Consider the following 21550-nt stretch of genomic DNA (forward strand, 5'->3'; position numbering starts at 1 on the left):
AATCAGTGCGTGAGCGCGGAACGGCCTGTGGATAACCGAAGTGCAAATGCTATAAACGATTTATCCACAGGCTGGCGGAAAACAAGAAAAACCTGGGAAAACTACTTTTTCGGGTTGTAGCGGATATCGCCTTCGAACAGCTGTGCGGTGCCGCCACCCAGGTCGGATTGCACCGGCCACACTTCGTGCCCGATGCGCAATTCCGTACCTTCGTAGACGGCCTTGGCGACGATGATGCGTGCGTCCTCGGCAGCGACCATGCCTTCCTTCATCTGGCTCACTTCTTCCAGCAACACCTTGACCTCGTAGGCCAGCGCCTTGCGCTTGTCGCTGGTCTCATGCAGCAGTTCGGGGGTGGCCTTTTCGGGATTGAGCTTGTAGTAGCTCTGCTGCTTGATGGTGCGATCGAGCTCGGCCACCTTGCGGGTGTATTCCTGTTCCTTGATGGCGATCTTCTCTTCCAGATACGGATCGAGGCCGACCTGGACGCGCGTATGCGTGGTGGTGGACGCACCGATCACGTTGGCGCGGATGATGTTGGTCGCTTCCACGCGGCCGCCGATGATGTGGCCGGTACGCGGATTGCCCTTGCCGACCGTGATCTCGTTGCCGGCCAGCAGCTCGCAGTGACGGGCGTTGCCCAGCACCAGGATGTCGTCGGCGGCTTCGATGTGGGCGCTCTCGGCGAACATCACCTGCACCGATTTCTGGGAACTGATGCGCGAGGCAATGGCGGTGGTGCCGGCCTGGGCGGTGACGCCCTCGCTGTGGCCGATCACGCCGCCCTTGACCGTGACGCTGCCGCCGGCCACGATCTCGGCCGCTTCCACGGTGCCGTTGATGACCACGTCGCCGCCCACATTCATCTTCATGCCGGTAAGCACGTCACCGGAGACGCGCACCGTGCCTTCGAAGCTCAGGTTGCCGGTGGAGAGGTCGACGTTTTCCACATCCAGCACCGGGTTGACCTTCACGCCATTCTTGATGACGGTGGGCTGACCCGGCACGATGGCCACCAGCAGGTCGGGGTCTTCCTCGCTCGGTTCGGCACCGATGCATTCCTTGGAGAAGGGCACGTCGGCAATCGGCCGTGCCGGCACCTTGCCGCCACGGATGTCGATGCCATCCTGGCCCGGTACCGGTGGCGTGCGGCGCATCAGCGGATCACCGACCTTGACCAGCAGGATGTGGCCCATGTCGGCATAGGAGACCACGGCATCTTCGTCGATGTCGGCCAGCTCTTCTTCCTTCTCTTCCAGCAGGCTCTCGAAACGGGCCGGCTCGGCAGGCGTGGGCATGAGGCCCTGTGCCACCACCAGCTTGTTGCAGAAGCCCGCCGAGAGCGCCCCGCGCAGCTGCTCGTGCAGGATGCCGTAAGTGATGCCGGCGGCGCGGATGGCGTTGACCACTTCCACGCTCTTGGCGCGGCCACCGTAGGGCGGCACCAAAGTCAGCGAGGCCATCATCAGGTCATCGGACACATCCAGCGAGAATTCGCCATCGCGCCGTTCGGCGATGACCTGGGTGACGGGTTCCTTGGCATCCTCGGCCTTGCGCACGAAGCCATTGAGGACCGAATCCTGGAAAAACAGTTTGGTCAGCCCATGATCGGTCATGGCCTGTTTCAGGAAGGCCAGCGTCAGCGGCGGGAATCCCTGTATGGGTTGCCAGGTGGCGCTCAGTTCGCCGCTGGCCCTGTCGAACGCAAACGACAGCGGTTGCGGAGTTGCTTGGTTCATGCTGTTCCTCGATGTAAGGCTGCACCGGGTCTGTCTCGGATCGCTCGCGTGTCATGGCGCCAGCCAGGTACGCGGGGATGTCTTGTCGTGCGATGGAGGTGCGGGCCGTGATCCGGCGCGTTGCTGACCGCACCGGCAAAAAAGCGGCGGCAGTCCCCCTGACGCAATACGGATGACATTGTAATGTGGCAAGATGATCCAGTAATTTGTTCGATAGCACAAGTTTTGCCAATTTTGGCTCTAGATTAGGCTCTTATCGTTGGTTTTATGTTAAGTACCCAAATAGAAGACTTCAAGGGGGAAGATCCTCGCGATGAGGCATTGAGTGCGGCCCGTTATCGCGCTGGCCGCACCAGTACGCTGGTGAGCATCGTGGTCAACATCGCGCTGGTGATGCTGCAGGTCACTGCAGGCGTGTTCTCCGGATCGCAGGCCCTGATTGCGGACGGCATTCATTCGCTGTCCGATCTCATTTCCGATTTCGTGGTGCTGCTGGCGGGCCATCACAGCCGCAAGCAGGCTGACGACGATCACCAATATGGTCACCAGCGTTACGAAACGGCGGCCTCGCTGGCGCTGGGTGCATTGCTGCTGGCGGTGGGCCTGGGCATGCTGGTGTCGGCGGCCCAGAAGATCCAGCACTATGGCGAGACGCCGCCGGTCCATGTGGCGGCCTTGTGGGTGGCGCTGGGCATCGTCGGCAGCCTGGCGGGCTTCACCTTGCTGGATCCGGTGGCTGCGGCGGTGGTGGGCTTGATGGTGGTGCGCACCGGCTGGGGATTTTTCTGGAGCGCGCTGCATGACCTGATGGACCGCGCCGTGTCCGCTGAAGAAGGCGAGGCCATCCGCGCTACCATTCTCGCCACGCCCGGAGTGCAGGGGGTGCATGACTTGCGCACGCGGCGCATGGGCGATCTCACGCTGGTGGACGTGCATCTGGAAATCGATGGCACGCTCACCGTCACCGAAGGCCATGCCATTGCCATCGACGCGCGGAGCCGGGTGCTGGCGGCGCATCCTGTGCTGGATGTGATGACGCATGTGGATCCGGTCGATGCGGTAGAGCAGGGTGATGCGTACTGATCGTCACAATGTCTGCCTGGCAATACATTGTGTAGCGTACGCCGCAGCATTCTGACGAACCCGGCACGACAACTTGTCTAGCTCGGCCGTCTTCGTTTAAAATCCGGGCTTCTCTTTGGGGAGTAGCCAGCTTCCGGGTCATCCGGAAGAGCCCGTGTCAACATTCTCGGCAGCATCGCTGCCGTGGCGCGGGTAGCCATCCAGGTAGGCGAGACCATAGACGTATCCTGCGGCCAGGCTGGGCGCGCAGGCGCGTCCATGGACTTTTCGCCCGGCCAAGGAATCCCCGCTCATGAATTTCCCCGCTCTCCTTCTCCTCGCGCTGGCGATGTCCACGGACGCTTTTGCGGCCGCCATCGGCAAGGGTGCCGCCATGCAGAAGCCACGCTTCCTGCAGGCATTGCGCATCGGCCTGCTGTTCGGCGTGATCGAAGCCATCACGCCCCTCATCGGCTGGTTCGCCGGTTCTGTCGCCACCAAGTGGGTCTCGGAATGGGATCACTGGATCGCCTTCGTGCTGCTGCTGGTGCTGGGTGCGCGCATGATCCGCGAAGGCCTCAGCGATGATGATGAGGAAGAAGACGCCAACGCCACCCCGCAGAAGCAATCCGTGGTCATGCTGGCCCTCACTGCGGTGGCCACCAGCATCGACGCCATGGCCGTGGGCGTGGGCCTGGCCTTCATCGACGTCAACATCCTCGAAGCCGCACTGTTGATCGGCCTGGCCACCACCACCATGGTCACCATCGGCGTGATGGTCGGCCGCGTGCTGGGCCACCTGATCGGCAAGCGTGCCGAGATCATCGGTGGCGTGGTGTTGATTGGCGTGGGTGCGGCGATCCTCTATGAACACCTGAGCCGCGCGGGCGGATGATATCGTTGCCTCTAAGCTTCGATGTTGTAGAAATGGGTGATAACTTTCGATAACGTGAAGAGCCTTATTTGCAGCGACATGGACGTTGGTTTTCGTTGAATACGATCCTTGCTCTATCGAAACTATTTCGCTCTTCTAATTCAATTTCTTAGTAATCAGCTCTGAGATGTTTTAGAAGAGTTGCGCGTATCTACTAGCGTATAAGATGAAAGGAAAAGGTATGTCCAATACTCCTGCTCCCGATTTCTGGAAAAATGATTTGCTTAACCGTCAAGCTGTAGCAAATTATCTTTCTAATCATCTGCGGAATAGATATTTCAATAAGCCGCTCGAACAAGGGTTTGTTCTTGCCATCAATGCCGAGTGGGGCTACGGAAAAACTTTCTTGCTAAAGGCCTGGCAAGAAGATCTCAAGCATCAGGGCTATCCAGCCGTCTATTTCGATGCTTGGAAAAATGATTTCACTCCTGAACCGTTGGTGGCATTCATTGCCAAGATTGAAGAGGAACTTGAATGTCTTTTTCGAAAAGACAGGACGGTTCAGCAGCGACTTTCCGAGGCTATAGGTGCACTGAAAAAATTTACTACTCCAGTGTTGAAAGTGGCGGGGGCAATTGCACTGAAGCGACTTCTGAATATGAGTTTTGAAGAGTTGGAAGCAATTGCCAAAGGTGAATCGTCTAAAAGCCTTCTCTCGGAGGATGCTATTCACAAAGATAGGGATGCATTTATCAACGGGTTGTCCGACTCCTTCGGAGCGGCACTGAAAGAGCATCAAGCAAAGGAGTATTCAATCAGCATTTTTCGAGAGAAGCTGAGCGAACTTGTTTCTGCGTTGGGAAACAGCCCTAACTTCCAACTTCCTATCTTCTTTTTTGTCGATGAGCTTGACCGATGCCAGCCAAATTATGCAATCGAACTTCTTGAAGGAATTAAGCATCTCTTCGGAGTGCCAGGAGTGTATTTCGTAGTAGGACTAAACAGCAGCCAGTTAGCTCACTCTACTCAGGCCATTTATGGTCCACACTTCGACGGTGCTCGATATCTGAAACGTTTTTTCGATCAAGAATATCTCCTCCCAGAACCAGACCAAAAAGAATATTCGCGCGCGCTCTTTCGTAATGCAGCTATTGCTGAAAAGAACTATGTTCATGGTCTCAGTCAAAGCGAATATCCCAACGTTGATGTCGCAGAAGTATTCACGATGCTTGCGAAGGCCTTCGATGCAGGTTTAAGAGATCAGCTTCGTACAATGCAACTGATTGAGGCCGCGCTTGCGGGAGTTACTGTGAAAGACGTTCATTGTTGGTTTCTCTTTGCTTTGGCATTTATTTATGAAAAGAACTCCCAACGATTTGAAGCACTGATTTCGGGACACGAAAGTGGCGCGCAAATATTGTTGCAATTGCTCTCTCCGAGAACCTTCTCAATTAAGGAGCGTGACTACAACAGTGGAAAGCTGCGTAGCATCGAATTCATTCAAGTTTTAAATATTTATCTTCAAAACTATCAGAAAAATAAATCTCAGCTTGGAAGTGAAGGGGGTATTACTCATGAATTTCCCTCTTCCCTACTACACCAGCTAAGGGCCCACGAAATGGTGGGGTCGACAGAAGACTTTAAGAGTTTCTACTCGATTGCGTTTTACCCCAACCTTATCCGACATGCGGGCGGGTTCATCGGTTCGTGATACATCGCGCGGAGTAGGGCAGAACATGTGCGAATACCCTTATTAGGGGGATTTGCTTAATGCATTTCAATACGCATTGTCCTGCGAGCAAATTGGGGGCCAAGGGCTAAAAAGAGGTTGAGTTTATAATATGTAAAAGATATTAATAGTCATCGAATTATATATTGGACAAACACTCTCCCCGAAGGCACTCTTGTGCTCCCTTTTTCCCTAAGCAGCCCTGAGGAGACACCCATCATGCCGACCTACCGTTCCTATACCACCACCCAAGGCCGCAACATGGCCGGCGCGCGTGCGCTGTGGCGTGCCACCGGCATGAAGGATGGCGATTTCAGCAAGCCCATCATTGCGGTCGTGAACTCCTTCACCCAGTTCGTACCGGGGCACGTGCACCTGAAGGACCTGGGCCAGCTGGTGGCGCGCGAGATCGAGGCGGCCGGCGGCGTGGCCAAGGAATTCAACACCATCGCCGTGGATGACGGCATCGCCATGGGCCACGACGGCATGCTGTATTCGCTGCCCTCGCGCGACCTGATCGCCGACTCTGTGGAATACATGGTCAACGCCCACTGTGCCGACGCCATGGTCTGCATCTCCAACTGCGACAAGATCACCCCGGGCATGCTGATGGCCGCCATGCGCCTGAACATCCCCGTGGTCTTCGTCTCCGGCGGCCCGATGGAAGCCGGCAAGGTCATCAAGACCGTCAACACCGACAAGAAGGTCATCAAGCTCGACCTGGTCGACGCCATGATCCAGGCCGGCGACAAGAACATCTCCGACGCCGACGTGGCCGAGGTGGAACGTTCGGCCTGTCCGACCTGCGGTTCCTGCTCGGGCATGTTCACCGCCAACTCGATGAACTGCCTGACCGAAGTGCTGGGCCTGTCGCTGCCGGGCAATGGCACCGTTCTCGCGACCCACGCCGACCGCAAGGAACTGTTCCTGCGCGCTGGCCGCCTGATCGTCGAACTGGCCAAGCGCCACTACGAACAGGACGACTACAGCATCCTGCCGCGCAACATCTGCACCAAGGAAACCTGGGAAAACGCCATGGCCCTGGACGTCTCCATGGGCGGCTCCACCAACACCGTGCTGCACCTGCTGGCCGCAGCCCACGAAGCCAAGGTGGAATTCACCATGGCCGACATCGACCGCATCTCGCGCAAGGTCCCCTGCCTGTGCAAGGTCGCGCCGATGACCAACAAGTACCACATCGAAGACGTGCACCGCGCCGGCGGCATCATCGCCATCCTGGGTGAGCTGGCCCGTGCCGGCCTGCTGGATACCTCGCGTCCGACCGTGCACAGCAAGACCCTGGGCGAAGCCATCGAGAAATTCGACATCCGCGTCACCAGCGATCCGGCCGTACACAAGCTGTTCCGCGCCGCCCCCGGTGGCGTGCCCACGCAGACGGCCTTCTCGCAGGAAGAGCGTTTTGAAGACAGCGACCTGGACCGCGCCAACGGCTGCATCCGCGATCGCGAACACGCTTACTCGCAAGACGGCGGCCTGGCGGTCCTGTACGGCAACATCGCCGAGAAGGGTTGCATCGTCAAGACCGCAGGCGTGGATGAAAGCATCCTGAAGTTCTCCGGCACCGCACGCGTCTTCGAGAGCCAGGACGCGGCTGTGGAAGGCATCCTGGGCGACAAGGTCAAGGCCGGTGATGTGGTCATCGTGCGCTATGAAGGCCCCAAGGGCGGCCCCGGCATGCAGGAAATGCTGTACCCGACTTCGTACATCAAGTCCAAGGGCCTGGGCAAGGCCTGCGCGCTGTTCACCGATGGCCGCTTCTCCGGCGGTTCCTCGGGCCTGGTGATCGGCCACGCGTCGCCGGAAGCGGCCGAAGGCGGTGCCATCGGCCTGGTGGAAGAGGGCGACATGATCGATATCGACATCCCCAACCGCACCATCAACCTGCGCATCTCCGGTGAAGAACTGGCCAAGCGCCGTAGCGAGATGGACGCTCGTGGCGATGCCGCGTGGCAGCCGGGCAATCGCCAGCGTGTGGTGTCGCAGGCACTGCAGGCTTATGCGGCGCTGACCACGTCGGCTGATCGCGGTGCCGTGCGTGATTTGTCGCAGTTGAAGCGTTGATACGTGCGACGTCACTGACCGCGACGAAACGACGCTGCAAAAGCAAAACCGCCCGGTGCGAGCCGGGCGGTTTTTTTTCTCCTGCGCATTGAGGTTGCGCGGGCTTACGCCTTGATCGCCGGTCGCATATGCGTAGACGCAAACGCCAGCCCTTCTTCGAAGGACGACAGCACCATGTCCACCTGTTCTTTCACGGTCGTGGCCTCTACCTCTTCATTGAAGAATGAGGGGCGGATGGTGACCAGCAGCGCATGCGGCAGGTTCTCGCGCAGGTCATGCACCACCGCCATCCACGCCTCCAGCTTCTCGCGCACCGGATAGACCAGGAACACGATGGATACCAGTTCCGCCTTGCTGGTATCGGGCTGTTCATCCTCGGGCTGGTCCAGCGTGATGCTGCGGGCATCGATGCCGGTCACGCGCAGGGCATGCACCAGCAGTTCGGAGAGCAGGTCATCGCGCTCACCGCGCAAGCCGCCGCACAGCACCACCGAGCCCTGCGGCACATCCAGCGAACCCTGCCAGCGGCCCAGTCGCGCCTGACGCAGTTCGCGCAGGTGCGCGCCCACGCCGCTGTTGAGCAGCGGCACTTCGCGCCGGCGACGCAGGCTGCGTGGTGCGCCCGGGCTCTGCGTGAGCACTTCGGTGAGTTGCGAGACCGAATGCAGCAGCCGTTCTTGCTGCGCACCCTCGATGCGGCCATGGCGCAGGTCCAATGCCGCCAGGGCCAGGCCGGGCAGCAGGATCTGGTCGCAATACTTGGCGAAGCTCTGCTTTTGCAGATGGCCGCGTGCATCGCGGATGATGGCCTCGGATTCACCGGCCAGGGCGCGCTGGTAGAAGCGCTCAGCGTGCGTCATGTCCGGCGCTTCGCCCAGCAGGATGGTGATCGGTTCCAGTGCGGCCACGTGACGTCCGGCTACCACCAGGCACAGCGTCAACGGGGTGGAGAGCAGCAGGCCGATGGGGCCCCACAGCGTGCCCCAGAACAGCGCCGAGACGATCACCGCCAGGGGAGAGAGACCGGAGCTATGGCCATACACGCGCGGCTCGATGAAGTTGGCCACGATCACTTCCAGCCCGACGTAGAAGGCCAGGAAGGATAGCGCCAGCCACCAGCCTGGATCAATGGCGGCGATGAAGACCGAAATCATCAGTCCGGACGCCAGCGCGCCCAGGTAAGGAACGAAACGCAGCACCCCGGCCAGCGCCCCCCACAGCACCGCATGCGGCACGCCGCCGGCGGCCAGCACCGCGCCCATGATGAGGCCGAACACCAGGTTGACCACGAATTGCGAAAAGAAGAAACGCGACACGCCCTCGGCGGCATCGCCCAGCGCCTGCATGGTGCGGCTCATCTCGGTCAGCCCGGCCAGGCGGATCAGGCGTTCGCGCAGGGACTCCTGTTCCAGCAGGATGAATACCAGCAGCACCAGCACGATGCCGGCCTGGCCGATCGGCCCCCAGGCCAGTGCAAACAGGCGCCGCAAGGCACCGCGCACCGACATGCGGGTATCGGCCTCGGGCGTGGCCGCTGCTGCAGCGGCGGCGGCCGCGGTCCGGCTGTTTTTCTTGCCGCTGCGCGCGCTCTCCGGAACCGGCTGCGGGATTACCGCGCTCAGTTCGGCTTCCAGCCGGGCGAAGGGGCGCTCGGCCATGGCGCGCACGCTTTCCACCTTGTCCTGGATACCTTCGCGATATTGCGGCAGGTCGCTGGTCACGCTCACCAGCTGGAAGGTCAGCACCACCGCCAGTGCCACCAGGCAGCCACCGACCAGCAGCACCGAGACCATGGCCGCCGCCGCCCGGTTCAGGCCCAGGGCATCGAGTTTCCTCACCAGCGGCAGGATGATCAGGCTGGCGATGCCGGCTACGGCCAGCGGAGCCAGGATGTCGCGGCCGAAGTAGAGCATGCCCAGCACCACGGCAGCCCCCAGCAGGGTAGTGGAGCTCAGGCGCGAGAAGGCGGAAGTCTTGAGGTTTTGCATGGCGTGGAGGTGGGCAGGAAGGCAGGCCGGTCAGGAATGCAGCGCGAGTATAGCCGTTGCCCTTGCGGTGCGCGCATGGCGGCTTGACGTTTTCTGCACCATGCCGCGCAAGCTCAGCTGTGGCGCGGCTTGCGGACGGGCCAGTTCAGCGGATCACTTCATACAGTTCCAGTGGCAGCCCATCCGGATCGGCGAAGAAGGTGAAGCGCCGGCCCGTGTATTCATCCACGCGGATGTCTTCCACCACCACGCCACTGGCCTGCAGCTCAGCCTTGCTGGCAGCCACGTCGGCCACGGCAAAGGAGAGATGGCGCAGACCGCAGGCCTCGGGGCGCGAAGGACGGGGCGGCGGTTCAGGGAAGGAAAACAGCTCGATCTGGCTGCCATCGGGCAGGCCCAGGTCCAGCTTCCAGGAGTCGCGCGCCTGGCGGTAATGTTCGGCGATCACGCGCAGACCCAGCAGGTCCACATAGAAGGCCTTGGAGACGGCATAGTCGGAACAGATGACGGCCACATGATGAATGCCTTGCAGTTGCATGGAATGCTTTCAGGAAAAGGGTTCAGCCGGGACGGCCTTTGGCACCCGCACCGTGCTGCGCCAGCCCGGCACAGACCGCGCGCACCTTGTCGCGCAGCCAGCGATGTGCCGGGTCCAGCTCCACGCGCGGATGCCACATCAGCGAGACGATGATGGGAGCGGTCGCGATCGGCAATTCGAACAGATGGATGCCGGACGCGCTGCCATCCTTGCGCGGCGTGCCGGCCGTGGTCAGGAAGGAGCGCGGCACCATGGCCACCAGGTCGGAGTTGCGCACCACCGCCAGCGCACCGGGAAAACTCGGCACCACCGCCACCACCTTGCGCACCAGGCCGCGCTCGGCCAGCGCGGTATCGAGCGGACTGGCGCGGTCGCCGCGCGGCGAAGCGCTCACGTGTTCGTATGCGCAATAGCGCTCGGCACTCACGCGCCGCAGGGCCGCCAGCGGATGCCCCACCCGGACTGCGCCCACGAAGCGGTCACGGAACAGGGTCTGCAGGCGCACCTCCGGCCCCATCTCGCTGGCCACGCCGATTTCGATGTCGGCACTGCCTTCGCGCAGGGGCAGGGGGGCTGCGCTCCACCTTGGGCGCGAAGCGCAAGCGCACCAGCGGCGCCTCGCTGGTGACGGCACTGATGAGTGCGGCACCACAGGCTTCGATGAAGCCCTCGTTGGCACGGATGGTGAAGTCGCGCTCCAGCCGCGCCACATCCAGTTCCGGTACCGAAGGACGCAACACCGAGCGCGCTTCATGCACCACATTGCGCACACGCTCCTGCAGCGCTTCCGCGCAGGGTGTCAGGACCATCTGCCGCCCGGCGCGCACCAGCAACTGGTCGCCGGTCGCCTGGCGCAGGCGCGTCAGGGTGCGGCTCATGGCCGAGGCGCTCAGACCCAGGCGGCGCGCAGCCCCGGCCACGCTGGCTTCGGCGATGAGGGCATCCAGTGCGATCAGGAGGTTGAGGTCGGTATCGGGCATGGGAGCATCCTAGCATGCGAGGGCTGACATGGCGTCCCGTGCAATGATCCAATGCAAGCCATGCGTCTTCCGCCTTGTCTCGCGGCTGGCTATAGTGAAGACCTGATTCGATCTTCCCAAGCGATCTCCATGTCACTCTTTACCGACCTGCCCGGCGACGAAGGCCTGCCGGGCGTGCAGCGCCGCCGCGCCATGCTGGCTGTCATGATGGCCACCACCATGGCCGTGTTCGACGGCACCATCATCAACGTCGCCCTGCCGCAGATCAGCCTGGCCCTGCAGACTTCGGCGGCGGCTTCCGTGTGGGTGGCCAATGCCTACCTGCTGGCTACGGCGATGACGCTGGCCGCGTTTGCGGCCCTGTCCTCACGGCTGGGCTTTCGTACCCAGTTCACGGCCGGGCTCGCCGTGTTTACGCTGGCGTCGCTGGGCTGCGCCCTGTCGCGCTCGGTGGATCTGCTCATTGCCATGCGCGTGCTGCAAGGGCTGGGCGGCGCGGCCATGCTGAGCATAGCGCCGGCCATCCATCGCACCGTCTTTCCCAATCGCCTGCTGGGCCGCATCCTTGGCCTCAATGCCGTGCTGGTGGCCGCCAGCACCGCCGTCGGTCCGGTACTGGGCGGCACCTTGCTGGCCGCGCTGGGCTGGGAGTGGATCTTCCTCATCAACGTCCCGCTGGGCATCGTCGCCGTGCTGCTGTCGTGGAGTGCCATTCCGGAAACACGCAAACCGGCCCAGGCACCCTTCGACGTGGCCGGTGCGCTGTGGTCGGCGCTGGCCATGGGTGCCATCATCATGGCCGCCGATACCTGTGCGCGCTTTGCCGAACCGGGGCAGGGCACGCACGCCATGCTGGAGGCGGCAGCCTACGCGCTGGTGGCGCTGCTGGCCGGAGCCGCGTTCGTGCGCGGGCAGCGCCGCGTGCCGGAGCCCCTGTTGCCGCTGGACATCTTTGCCAATGCGCGTTTCTCGCTGGCCGCACTGACCTCGCTGGCGTCCTTCGTGGGGCAGGGCATCGCCTTCGTGGCCTTGCCCTTCCTGTTCCAGAACGGCTATGGCTATACCGCGTTTGAATCGGCGGCGCTGTTCACGCCCTGGCCGCTGGGCATCGTGCTGGTGGCACCGCATGCGGGCAAACTGGCGGACCGCCATTCACCGGCGCTGCTGTCGAGCCTGGGCCTGGCGCTCTTTACGGTCGGGCTGGCCTTGCTGGCCTTGCTGCCCGATCACGCCCAGGCCTGGGACATCGGCTGGCGTGCCCTGGTGTGCGGCATGGGCTTCGGTTTCTTCCAGAGTCCCAACAATCGCGAGATGCTGTCCAACGTTGCCCGCGAACGCAGCGGCAATGCCTCCGGCGTGCTGGCCATCATGCGCACCTTCGGCCAGTGCCTGGGAGCCGCCTTGCTGGGCACGGTCCTGGCGATTTACACCGCCGGTGCCGTCGCGCAAGGGGAAGTGCGCATGAGTGCGGCGCAGGATGGCGAGGCGATTCGTCTCGCGCTGTGGATCGCGGTATTGGCCACGGCCCTGGCGACTGCGGTCAGCGCCAGCCGTCTTCGGCGCAAGGAGCAATCGCCCGCCTGATCTGGCTTGGCGGGCCATGGTGCAGAAAACGTCAACGCTCGCCGAGCTCATCAGTGACTGAAATGTACCTAAATTGGTAACTTTTTAGTGAGCCGGTAAATCCTCGCTGATTCTCGCTTTGTCCCGCCAGGCCGGAGCATAGACTGCTTCTGCTTGCCGGCGTACTGACTGCACCAGGGCGAAACACAATCACAACAGCGTCCCGCTTCATCCTCCTCGCCCCGATCAAGCGTTCAGGTCCCGCAGTCCTTCCCGGGCAAGCTCCGTCAAACTCTCTCCGGTCTCACCTTCCATCGGCCGGGGGATACCGCAAAAGGGGGCAATACCATGGGCAAGTTGAAAGTCGTGACCAGGCTGGCGTTGGGCTTCGGCCTGATTCTCGTATTTCTGCTGGGCATTTCCGTACTGGGCATGGCAGGCATGTCGCGCATCAATGATGCACTCACCGACATCACTGCCATCAATAATGCCGAAACCAAGCTGGTCACCGTCTTGCGCAACGCATTGAGTCAGCGCGCCATCGCCATTCGCAATGTTGCCTTGCTGGAAGATCAGGAAAGCATGCGCGTGGAGTCGCAGACACTGGCGCGCCAGGAAAAGATTTACGCCGATGCCTTGCTTGCGCTCGACAAGATGTTCAGCACGGAAGTGGCTACCAGCGAGCGCGAGAAGCAGCTCCTGGCGCAGATCAAGGCCGATGAAGCCGCCACCGTGCCGCTGATGGCCAAGGCACTGCAGCTGGGACTGGACAACAAGCCGGTCGACGCCGTGAAGGTGCTCATCACCGAAGTGCGCCCCAAGCAGCAGGCCTGGATCAAATCGCTTACCGAGCTGGCCGATTTTGAAGACCAGCTCAATGAGGAAGCTGCCGCCGACGCACGCACCACCTACGCCTGGCTGCGCACGGTGATGCTGAGTGCCGTCGCGCTGGCGCTGCTGGTGGGAGTCGCCGCCTCGGCCCTGATTGCACGCAGCATCTTGCGCCAGCTGGGGGCCGAACCGTCGGAAGCGCAGGCCATCGCGCGCGAGATCGCCTCGGGCGATCTCACCGCCACCGTGCGCCTGCGGGATGGCGACGGTTCCAGCCTGATGGCTTCCATTGAACAGATGCGTTACCAGTTGAACGTGATCGCACACGGCATCAAGTCGGCGGCCGAGACCATTTCGGTGGCCAGCGGCCAGATCGCGCAGGGCAACTTCGATCTCTCGCAACGTACCGAAGAACAAGCCGCCTCGCTGGAAGAAACTGCCGCCAGCATGGAAGAGCTGACCACCACCGTGCGCCAGAACACCAGCCACGCCGCCGAGGCGCTGCGTCTGTCGGGTGGTGCGGCCGAGACGGCAGCCACCGGCAGCGAAGCCTTCGATCGCGTGGTCTCGACCATGGACAAGATCTCGGCCAGCTCGGGCAAGATGGCCGACATCATCGGCGTGATTGAAGGCATCGCCTTCCAGACCAATATCCTCGCCCTCAACGCAGCGGTGGAAGCGGCCCGTGCCGGTGAGCAGGGGCGCGGCTTTGCGGTGGTCGCCTCGGAAGTGCGCTCGCTGGCGCAGCGCAGTGCGGTGGCGTCCAAGGAGATCAAGGACCTGATCGGGGAATCGATGGCGCATGTTGGCGCTGGCTCGCAACTGGTGGCCAGCGCCGGTCAGCAGATGAGCGGCATCGTGGCCTCGGTGCAGCGCTTCGGCGAGATCATGAACGAGATCGCCACCGCGACCCAGGAACAGGGCAGCGGCATCGAGCAGATCAACACGGCCATCGTGCAGATGGATCAGGTGACCCAGCAGAATGCGGCACTGGTGGAAGAAGCCAGTGCGGCAGCGCAGTCGCTGTCGCAACAGGCCAGCGGCTTGCTGAAGGTGGTGTCGATCTTCAAGATCCGCCAGGATGCCTCGACCATGCCCGGCAGTGGCACTGCAGCGCCTGCTGCACCGGGTTTGCAGGGTGCGCCGCTGGCGGCCTTGCATTGAGACAGGCTGCGCGAAGCAGCGGCAGGCCGGCGCTTGCCGGCCTTGCGGGCATCAGCCCTGGCCGCCATCTTCCTCGTCTTCGTCCTTGGGGACGAAGACCATGCCGGTCTTGGCGTTGTAATCCATGAGACCGGCATAGCGGCCCCAGGCGATCATGGTCTCGAAAGTCTTTTCGGGATTGTCGTAGGGCAGGGCGCTGCCGATATCCTTCAAGACGCGCTCGGCCTCGATTTCTTCCGCTTCGCCCAGCACCGCCAGGATGATGTGGAACAGGCGCAGCTTGTAGACCTGCTCGGCGAAGATGGCGCGCTGGCCCTTGCGGTCGGCGGCCACGAAGCGGCGGCCGAGGTCGGTCAGGTAGACCTCCTGCTTGGGCGTATCCACCAGTTCCAGGATCTCGGCGGCCTTCACGGTGCCGATGGTCTCGCCGAATTCCTTGCCGATCTCGTCCGAGATGTCGTAGATGTTGTTCAGTTCCGGCTCGTCGTGCAGCAGGCTCATCAGGCCCAGGATCTGGCCCACCGGGATCAGCGGGATGGATTCCATGCGCTTGCGTCCGCGCGAGATCGGCTCGCCCGGCACATGCACTTCCGGCGGCAGGTCGGGCAGGGAGAGCGTGGTGATGGCTTCGTGGATGATGTTGACCAGGCGTTGGAATTCCGGGCTCTTGGAGTCGCGCGGATAGGGAAGCGGATTCTCCAGCACCAGGCCCAGGCGGCCCGGACGCGGGAACACCACGACGATGCGGGTAGCCATTTCCACCGCTTCCTCGATGTTGTGGGTGACCATGAAGATGGAGGTCAGGCCGCTGTCCGGGGCACGCCACAGGCTGATCAATTCCTGGCGCAGGTTCTCTGCGGTCAGCACGTCCAGCGCGCTGAAGGCTTCGTCCAGGCACAGCAGCTTGGGCTTGGACACCAGCGCGCGCGCAATGCCCACGCGCTGGCGCATGCCGCCCGAGAGCTCACGCGGATAGGCGCTGTGATAGTTGCCCAGGCCGATCAGTTCGATGGCGCGATCCACTGCCGCATCACGTTCCTCGCGGGTCGGGTTGTGCGACATCAGGCCGACGGCCACGTTCTGTTCCACCGTCAGCCATGGGTACAGCGCGAAGGTCTGGAACACCACCGAGGCATCGCGATTGACGCCATTGAGCTGTTTGCCGGCCGCCATGGTGTGGCCCGAGCTGGGTTCGACCAGGCCGGTCAGGCAGCGCAGGATGGTGGACTTGCCCGAGCCGGACTGGCCCAGCAGGGCCAGCAGTTCGCCCTCGTGGACGGCCAGGTCGATGTTGTCCAGCACCTTGAGCTCGTGGCCGCCGGCGGTGTTGTAGGATTTGCTGACGGCGCACAGTTCAGCGACGGCGGGACGTTGTTGCGGAGAAGTCATGGTCATGGCGTGGCTCAAGGTCAATCGAGGCGGAAACGGCGTTCGGCGAAGGCATACAGGCGACGCCAGACAAACTTGTTCATCAACACGACGAACATCGACATCACGCCGATGCTGGCGATGATGAGTGGCGTATCACCGGATTTGGTGACTGCCGAAATATAAGCACCCAGGCCATCGGCCTTGAGCGAGACATCGCCCCAGCTGGCCAGCTCGGCCACGATGGAGGCATTCCACGCGCCACCGGCGGCGGTACAGGCACCGGTCACCCAGAACGGGAAGATGGCCGGCAGGATCAGGGTCTTCCACAAGTTCCAGCGCGACAGGCCATACATGCGGGCGGCTTCCTTCAGGTCATTGGGAATGGCCATGGCACCGGCGATCACGTTGAAGAGGATGTACCACTGCGTGCCCATGGCGATCAACAGGATGCTGCCCCAGTTCATGCTGACGTTGGCGGCCACGAACCAGCCCACCACCAGCGGGAAGGTCATGTTGACCGGGAAGGACGCGCCGATCTGCGCCAGCGGCTGGGCGAAGCGGGCGATGTGCGGCTTGGAGCCGATCCAGACGCCCACCGGGGTCCAGATCAGGGTGGCAATGACCGTCATGGCCAGCACCCGCAGCATCGTCAGGAAACCCAGCCAGACGATGTGGCCGAACAGGCTCCAGCTCATGGCGCCGTGCAGGGCATCGATGGCGGCCACCAGCCCGCGCAAGGCTTCAAAGATCAGCAGGCCGCAGATCACGCCGGTGATGACGCGCTTGGTCCAGCGCTCGCGGGTGATGCGGGCCGGCGTGGGCGCGGCCGAGGTGGCCGGACGACGGCGCGCCAGCCAGTCGCCCAGCGGCAGCCACAGTTTTTCATCAAGCCAGGTAAAGACGTAGGAGCCGCGCAGCAGGTCATACACCCACGAAGTCGGCGGCGAGGTCGATTCGGTCAGTTCGATCTTGAACTTGTCGGCCCAGGCCAGCAGCGGCCGCCAGACCAGCTGGTCGCTCACCAGGATCAGCGCCAGCATGGCGATGACCGCCCACAGTGCCGCCGTATGGTCGCCCTGGTCGATGGCCTGGGCCATGTAGGAACCGAGGCCGGGCAGCTTCAGGTCCTTGTTCATGACGCTGATGGCTTCGCTCTGCGCCACGAAGAACCAGCCGCCGCCGAAGGACATCATCGAGTTCCAGATCAGGCTGTGCGCCGAAGCCGGCAGCTCGACCGTGCGGAAGCGTTGCCACGCGGTGAGGCGGTAGGTGGAAGCGGCTTCCTGCATGTCGGTCGGGATGGTGACCATGGAGTGATAGAAGCCGAAGGCCATGTTCCACACCTGGCCGGTGAAGATGGCGAAGATGGCCGCGCATTCCACGCCCATCAGGCTACCCGGGAACAGTGCCATGAAGCCGGCCACGGTGGCCGAGAGGAAGCCCAGCACCGGCACCGATTGCAGGATGTCCAGCGCCGGCAGGATCAGGGCGCGCGCGCGGCGGCTCTTGGCGGCCAGGTAGCCGGTGCCGATGGCGAAGAACAAGGAAAACGCGAAGGCGATCCACATGCGCAGCAGCGTGCGGCCGGCGTAATAGGGGATCATGGCGGGCGAGCTGTCGACCTCCAGCTGGTCGGACGGATCGAAGTGCACCAGCATGCCCTTGCCGAAGTGCAGGGCGCTCCACAGCAGGCCGAACAGCACCGCCAGCACCAGCGCATCGATCCAGCCGAAGCCAGGCTTGACTTCTTCATAGGCCGTCAGTTGCGGCGAGGTGGTCTTCATTGTCATGGCGGCGAGGCTGGATGGCGGTGTTGGCGGTAAGTGCGGTTGTGGCGGTGTTGGCTTGGCAAGGCATGGTCAGGCGCGCCGAGACCGGTCGTGCGCGATCCATTCATGACCGATCCGTCACCCCCGGGACCGGCGCGTCACTGTATCAAGGAATTCTGACAGTTTCTTGACCAGCTTTCCGGAGGCCGCAATTTGGCTCTTCGCTGGAAGCAAGCCTGTGGCTTAACGCCTTGGAGAAGAAAAAGGCTGACGTCCGCCGGATTCGATCCGCATCGTATCGCCATGTCGCCAACAAAAAAGCCGCCCTGTTTTCACAGGACGGCTTCGCGCATCGAAGTGAAGGACCGTTTCAGGCGGGCTGCCGTTGCCCTTCCGGCACCCCCTTGCGCGGGATCATCGTCCACATCGTCAAGCCGCTGAGCAACAGCAATCCCGCCAGGATATACAGCGCGATATCGATATTGCCGGTCCGCGTCTTGACCAGGCCGATCAGCCAGGGACTGACGATGCCGCTGGTGATGCCCACGCTGGAGATGAAGGCGATGCCGGGCGCGATGGTCTGGGACGGCAGCAAGCCCGGCGGCAGCGACCAGAAGATCGGCAGGGCCGCAAAGATCAGGACCGCCGCCACCGACAGCAGCCCCAGCGACACCGCAAAGCTCGACGGATGCAGAGTCAGCGCCGCCAAAGCCAGCGCACCGCCGGTGGTACATACCAGGAAGTGGCCGTGACGTTCATTGCGGCGATCCGAGCGGCGCGCGATCAGGATCAGGCCGATAGCACCGATGGCATTGGGAATGACGGTGTAGAGCGAGACCTGCACCACATCCTTGATGCCGAAGTCGCGGATCATCAGCGGCATCCAGAAGTTCAGCGTGAGCGAGCCGCAGGTCAGCGCAAAGTAGATGAAGGCGAACAGGTAGGTCGGCCGATGCGACAACGCCTGCTTGAGCGCCGTCAGCGAGTGGGCGCTCACGTGATGCGTGCGCAGCGCTTCCTGGCTCTGGCGGTTCTGCAGGAAGCTGCGTTCTTCCGGCGTGAGCCAGGTGGCCTGCGCCGGTCCGTCGGCCAGCAGGAAGATCACCAGCACCCCCAGCACCACCGCCGGTGCGCCCTCGATGGCAAACATCCACTGCCAGCCATAGAGGCCCATCACGCCCGCCATGTCACGCATGATCCAGCCCGAGACCAGTCCGCCCAACACGCCCGCTACCGCCACCCCGGCAAAGAAGATCGCCATCACCGCCGCGCGGCGGCGTGCCGGGAACCAGTAGCTGAGATACAGCACGATGCCGGGAAAGAATCCTGCCTCGAATACGCCGAGCAGGAAGCGCAAGACATAGAAATGCGTCGCGTCGCTGACGGCCATCATGCCCACCGACGCCAGGCCCCACAGCACCATGATGCGCGAGAAAGTGCGGCGTGCGCCGAAGCGGGCCAGCAGCATGTTGCTGGGCACCTCGCACAGCACGTAGCCGACATAGAACACCGCCGCGCCGAGGCCATACATGGCGTCGCTGAAGCCAAGGTCCTGCTTCATCTGCAACTGGGCGAAGCCGATGTTGATGCGGTCCAGGAAGGACACCACGTAGCAGATGAAAAGAAAGGGAATGATGCGCAGCCAGACCTTGCGATAGATCGCGTCTTCGGCCGCCACGCTCAGCTTGATTGCGGAAGGGGCGGCCAGCGTGCCGGCACCCGGGGATGGGGTCATCATGAAAGTCTCCGTTGAACAGGCACCTGTGGCGGTGCTCTTGTGGATGTCGATGAAAGAGGTGGGTCGCTCAGGCTGCTTCGGCCAGCGCAGCCGATGCTGCCGGGTCCACCCCGGCACGCGCGCGCTGCATGGCTTCGATCAGCACCTCGTGGCCGCCGATGTGATTGGCCAGCAGCAGGATCAGGCGGGCATTGACGTCCTGGCTGGTGGCGTCGTCCAGGCCACGATGCATCTCGATCAGGGCTTCATAGAAGTCGTCCGGACGCGCCAGGTTGGGGGCGGTATTGAGGCTCATGCTTGTCTCCTTGTTGAAAGTGTTGTCAGGTCATGCAAAGGGATCAGGCCGCGTCCAGCACCGGTGCCGGATGTGCAGCGGGCTCGTGGCCGGTGGCGCGCTGCAGGGCCTGCGCCAGCGCCGCCGCATCGACCGTGCGCCAGCGTGCGCAGACGTGCTGGTCGGGGCGGATCAGGTAGCAGGTGTGCGGCTGGCCGTCATAGCGTTGTGCTACCAGGCCCTCGATGTCCTGCACCTGCACGGCACCGTCTCCCAGTGCCGAGAGCACGGTGTGGTCTTCCGCACTCGCCTGCGCGCCGCTGACGAACAGCAGGCGCAGCGGCAGGCTGCCTTCGGTCAACCGCACCAGCGCCGGCAGCAGGGCGGCCGAGAGCGAGGCCGGCGGGGCAAAGATCATCGCCACGAACTGGTCGCCCAGATGCGGCAGCAGCCAGCCGGGTATGGTGTCTGTCAGCACCGGCGCATCGGTGCAAGGGGCGCCGGCTTGCATCGCGCCGTGGAAAGGCGCGCTGTCGGCGCTGCTCAGGGGCGAACCTTGCAACGTGGCCGGCAACGAGAGGCGTCCGCTGTTGACCAGCCTGCGCGCGAAGGCATGCTCGCGCGACAGCGCCAGTACGGCATCGCGGAAGCAGCGGCTGACCGCACTCTTGGGCGTGATGAAGTCAGTGGAGCGGGTGGAGTTGAGCAGGTTCTCGTCGGCGGCGAATTCACGCTCGCTGGCATAGCTGTCCAGCAGGCTGTCGGGGGCCTTGCCCTGCAGGACGAAGGCTAGCTTCCAGGCCAGGTTCTCGGCATCCTGTATGCCGCTGTTGGCACCGCGCGCGCCGAACGGCGAGACGCAATGCGCGGCATCGCCCACGAACAGCACCCGGCCATGGCGGAAGCGGTCCATGCGCACGCAGGAGAAGGTGTAGACGCTCACCCATTCCAGGGTGAACTGAGCGTCCTTGCCCAGCAGCGCCTGCACGCGCGGGATCACGCGTTCGGGCGCTCTCTCCAGCACCGGATCGGCATCCCATCCGAGCTGGAAATCGATGCGCCAGACATCATCGGGCTGGCGATGCAGCAGCACCGACTGGTTGGGATGGAAGGGCGGATCGAACCAGAACCAGCGCTCGGCCGGGAAGGGGGCCGCCATCTTGACGTCGGCGATGAGGAAGCGGTCGCGGAAGGTATGGCCCACGCTCTCCAGCCCCATCATCTTGCGCAGCGGACTGCGCGAGCCATCGGCGGCCACCACGTAGCGCGCCTTGAGCAGATAGCTGCCTTCGGGAGTCTCCACCGTCAGCGCCTCGTGATCGGCATGATGGGCAATGGCGCTGACACGGCTCTTCCAGCGCAGCTCGATCAGGCTGTGCTGTCGCGCCTGCTCCAGCAGATAGCCTTCCACGTAGTACTGCTGCAGATTGATGAAGGCCGGGCGCGCATGGCCGCATTCGGGCAAGAGATCAAACTCGTAGATCGCCTCCTCGCGCAGGAAGACCTTGCCCCGGTTCCATCCCACCCCCTTGTCCACCATGCGCTGGCCGCAGCCGATGCGGTCGAAGATGTCCAGCGTGCGCTTGGCAAAGCAGATCGCACGCGAGCCTGTGGAGAGGGTGTCGTCATCGTCCACCAGCACCACGCGGATACCCTGGCGGGCCAGGTCGATGGCGGTCACCAGCCCGACCGGACCGGCCCCGATCACCACCACCGGATGCAAGGCCGCATCGGCGGGACGGGTTTGTTCGAGGCAGGGCTGGTACATGAAACGTTGCTGCTGGTAATCGATCGCTGGGGTGGGATGCATGGTGTCTCCTCGCTGTCCTTTCTCTTCTGTGTGCTGGC

Annotated in this window: 14 protein-coding genes, 1 pseudogene and 1 riboswitch; of the genes and pseudogenes, 6 read left to right on the forward strand and 9 right to left on the reverse strand. The window is 62.8% G+C overall.

Annotated features, from left to right (window positions below):
- Positions 1–101 precede the first annotated feature (101 nt).
- On the reverse strand, positions 102–1739 hold the full coding sequence (locus E2K99_RS03060) for a DUF342 domain-containing protein (protein WP_134221310.1): 1638 nt from the start codon (positions 1737–1739) through the stop codon (positions 102–104).
- 267 nt (positions 1740–2006) lie between these two features.
- Here E2K99_RS03060 and E2K99_RS03065 point away from each other — a divergent pair, with 267 nt between their 5' ends.
- The 4 genes from E2K99_RS03065 to ilvD all read left to right on the forward strand — a co-directional run bounded on the left by E2K99_RS03065 (position 2007) and on the right by ilvD (position 7486).
- Complete coding sequence (locus E2K99_RS03065; RefSeq protein ID WP_134221311.1) at positions 2007–2822, forward strand: cation diffusion facilitator family transporter; 816 nt, start codon at positions 2007–2009, stop codon at positions 2820–2822.
- Between the two features lie 103 nt (positions 2823–2925).
- Positions 2926–3107, forward strand: a riboswitch (yybP-ykoY riboswitch).
- 7 nt (positions 3108–3114) lie between these two features.
- A complete protein-coding gene (gene mntP / locus E2K99_RS03070; RefSeq protein WP_039789456.1) occupies positions 3115–3696 on the forward strand; it encodes a manganese efflux pump MntP in 582 nt (193 codons plus the stop codon).
- A 220-nt stretch (positions 3697–3916) separates the two neighbouring features.
- Positions 3917–5386: a KAP family P-loop NTPase fold protein gene (locus E2K99_RS03075; protein ID WP_166675035.1), complete on the forward strand. Its 1470-nt coding sequence runs from the start codon at positions 3917–3919 to the stop codon at positions 5384–5386.
- 237 nt (positions 5387–5623) lie between these two features.
- Positions 5624–7486: a dihydroxy-acid dehydratase gene (ilvD, locus tag E2K99_RS03080; RefSeq protein ID WP_121042856.1), complete on the forward strand. Its 1863-nt coding sequence runs from the start codon at positions 5624–5626 to the stop codon at positions 7484–7486.
- A 104-nt stretch (positions 7487–7590) separates the two neighbouring features.
- Here ilvD and E2K99_RS03085 read toward each other — a convergent pair whose 3' ends face one another.
- From E2K99_RS03085 to E2K99_RS03095, 3 genes and pseudogenes are all read right to left on the reverse strand, one after another.
- Positions 7591–9474, reverse strand: coding sequence for an AI-2E family transporter (locus tag E2K99_RS03085; RefSeq protein ID WP_134221313.1), 1884 nt, complete (start codon positions 9472–9474; stop codon positions 7591–7593).
- Positions 9475–9619: 145 nt separating this feature from the next.
- Complete coding sequence (gene gloA2 / locus E2K99_RS03090; protein WP_134221314.1) at positions 9620–10012, reverse strand: SMU1112c/YaeR family gloxylase I-like metalloprotein; 393 nt, start codon at positions 10010–10012, stop codon at positions 9620–9622.
- Between the two features lie 22 nt (positions 10013–10034).
- Positions 10035–10992, reverse strand: a pseudogene (locus tag E2K99_RS03095) (LysR family transcriptional regulator).
- Positions 10993–11121: 129 nt separating this feature from the next.
- Here E2K99_RS03095 and E2K99_RS03100 point away from each other — a divergent pair.
- Both E2K99_RS03100 and E2K99_RS03105 read left to right on the forward strand, forming a co-directional pair.
- Entirely contained in the window at positions 11122–12576 is a 1455-nt protein-coding gene (locus E2K99_RS03100) for an MFS transporter (RefSeq protein WP_134221315.1), read from the forward strand.
- A 327-nt stretch (positions 12577–12903) separates the two neighbouring features.
- Complete coding sequence (locus tag E2K99_RS03105; RefSeq protein ID WP_134221316.1) at positions 12904–14550, forward strand: methyl-accepting chemotaxis protein; 1647 nt, start codon at positions 12904–12906, stop codon at positions 14548–14550.
- A gap of 51 nt (positions 14551–14601) precedes the next feature.
- On the opposite strand, the gene E2K99_RS03110 is transcribed toward E2K99_RS03105, so the two are convergent.
- From E2K99_RS03110 to E2K99_RS03130, 5 genes are all read right to left on the reverse strand, one after another.
- Positions 14602–15945 (reverse strand): ABC transporter ATP-binding protein, encoded by a 1344-nt coding sequence (locus E2K99_RS03110; protein ID WP_039789920.1) that lies wholly within the window; start codon positions 15943–15945, stop codon positions 14602–14604.
- A 14-nt stretch (positions 15946–15959) separates the two neighbouring features.
- The gene (locus E2K99_RS03115) at positions 15960–17705 is read right to left on the reverse strand and encodes an ABC transporter permease (RefSeq protein ID WP_134224015.1); all 1746 of its coding nucleotides are present in this window, start codon (positions 17703–17705) and stop codon (positions 15960–15962) included.
- 355 nt (positions 17706–18060) lie between these two features.
- Positions 18061–19428, reverse strand: a complete 1368-nt coding sequence (locus E2K99_RS03120; RefSeq protein WP_134221317.1) for an MFS transporter — start codon at positions 19426–19428, stop codon at positions 18061–18063.
- A gap of 67 nt (positions 19429–19495) precedes the next feature.
- Complete coding sequence (locus E2K99_RS03125) at positions 19496–19723, reverse strand: DUF2783 domain-containing protein (protein WP_134135562.1); 228 nt, start codon at positions 19721–19723, stop codon at positions 19496–19498.
- Between the two features lie 43 nt (positions 19724–19766).
- Positions 19767–21512 (reverse strand): FAD-dependent oxidoreductase, encoded by a 1746-nt coding sequence (locus E2K99_RS03130; protein WP_134221318.1) that lies wholly within the window; start codon positions 21510–21512, stop codon positions 19767–19769.
- Positions 21513–21550: the final 38 nt, after the last annotated feature.

This window comes from Herbaspirillum huttiense, assembly GCF_004367745.1.
Taxonomy (GTDB): Bacteria; Pseudomonadota; Gammaproteobacteria; order Burkholderiales; family Burkholderiaceae_D; genus Herbaspirillum; species Herbaspirillum huttiense.

Coding starts and splice junctions, on each gene's coding strand:
- E2K99_RS03060 (WP_134221310.1), bottom strand. CDS start 1,739: ATGAACCAAGCAACTCCGCAACCGCTGTCGTTTGCGTTCGACAGGGCC.
- E2K99_RS03065 (WP_134221311.1), top strand. CDS start 2,007: ATGTTAAGTACCCAAATAGAAGACTTCAAGGGGGAAGATCCTCGCGAT.
- mntP (WP_039789456.1), top strand. CDS start 3,115: ATGAATTTCCCCGCTCTCCTTCTCCTCGCGCTGGCGATGTCCACGGAC.
- E2K99_RS03075 (WP_166675035.1), top strand. CDS start 3,917: ATGTCCAATACTCCTGCTCCCGATTTCTGGAAAAATGATTTGCTTAAC.
- ilvD (WP_121042856.1), top strand. CDS start 5,624: ATGCCGACCTACCGTTCCTATACCACCACCCAAGGCCGCAACATGGCC.
- E2K99_RS03085 (WP_134221313.1), bottom strand. CDS start 9,474: ATGCAAAACCTCAAGACTTCCGCCTTCTCGCGCCTGAGCTCCACTACC.
- gloA2 (WP_134221314.1), bottom strand. CDS start 10,012: ATGCAACTGCAAGGCATTCATCATGTGGCCGTCATCTGTTCCGACTAT.
- E2K99_RS03100 (WP_134221315.1), top strand. CDS start 11,122: ATGTCACTCTTTACCGACCTGCCCGGCGACGAAGGCCTGCCGGGCGTG.
- E2K99_RS03105 (WP_134221316.1), top strand. CDS start 12,904: ATGGGCAAGTTGAAAGTCGTGACCAGGCTGGCGTTGGGCTTCGGCCTG.
- E2K99_RS03110 (WP_039789920.1), bottom strand. CDS start 15,945: ATGACCATGACTTCTCCGCAACAACGTCCCGCCGTCGCTGAACTGTGC.
- E2K99_RS03115 (WP_134224015.1), bottom strand. CDS start 17,705: ATGAAGACCACCTCGCCGCAACTGACGGCCTATGAAGAAGTCAAGCCT.
- E2K99_RS03120 (WP_134221317.1), bottom strand. CDS start 19,428: ATGATGACCCCATCCCCGGGTGCCGGCACGCTGGCCGCCCCTTCCGCA.
- E2K99_RS03125 (WP_134135562.1), bottom strand. CDS start 19,723: ATGAGCCTCAATACCGCCCCCAACCTGGCGCGTCCGGACGACTTCTAT.
- E2K99_RS03130 (WP_134221318.1), bottom strand. CDS start 21,512: ATGCATCCCACCCCAGCGATCGATTACCAGCAGCAACGTTTCATGTAC.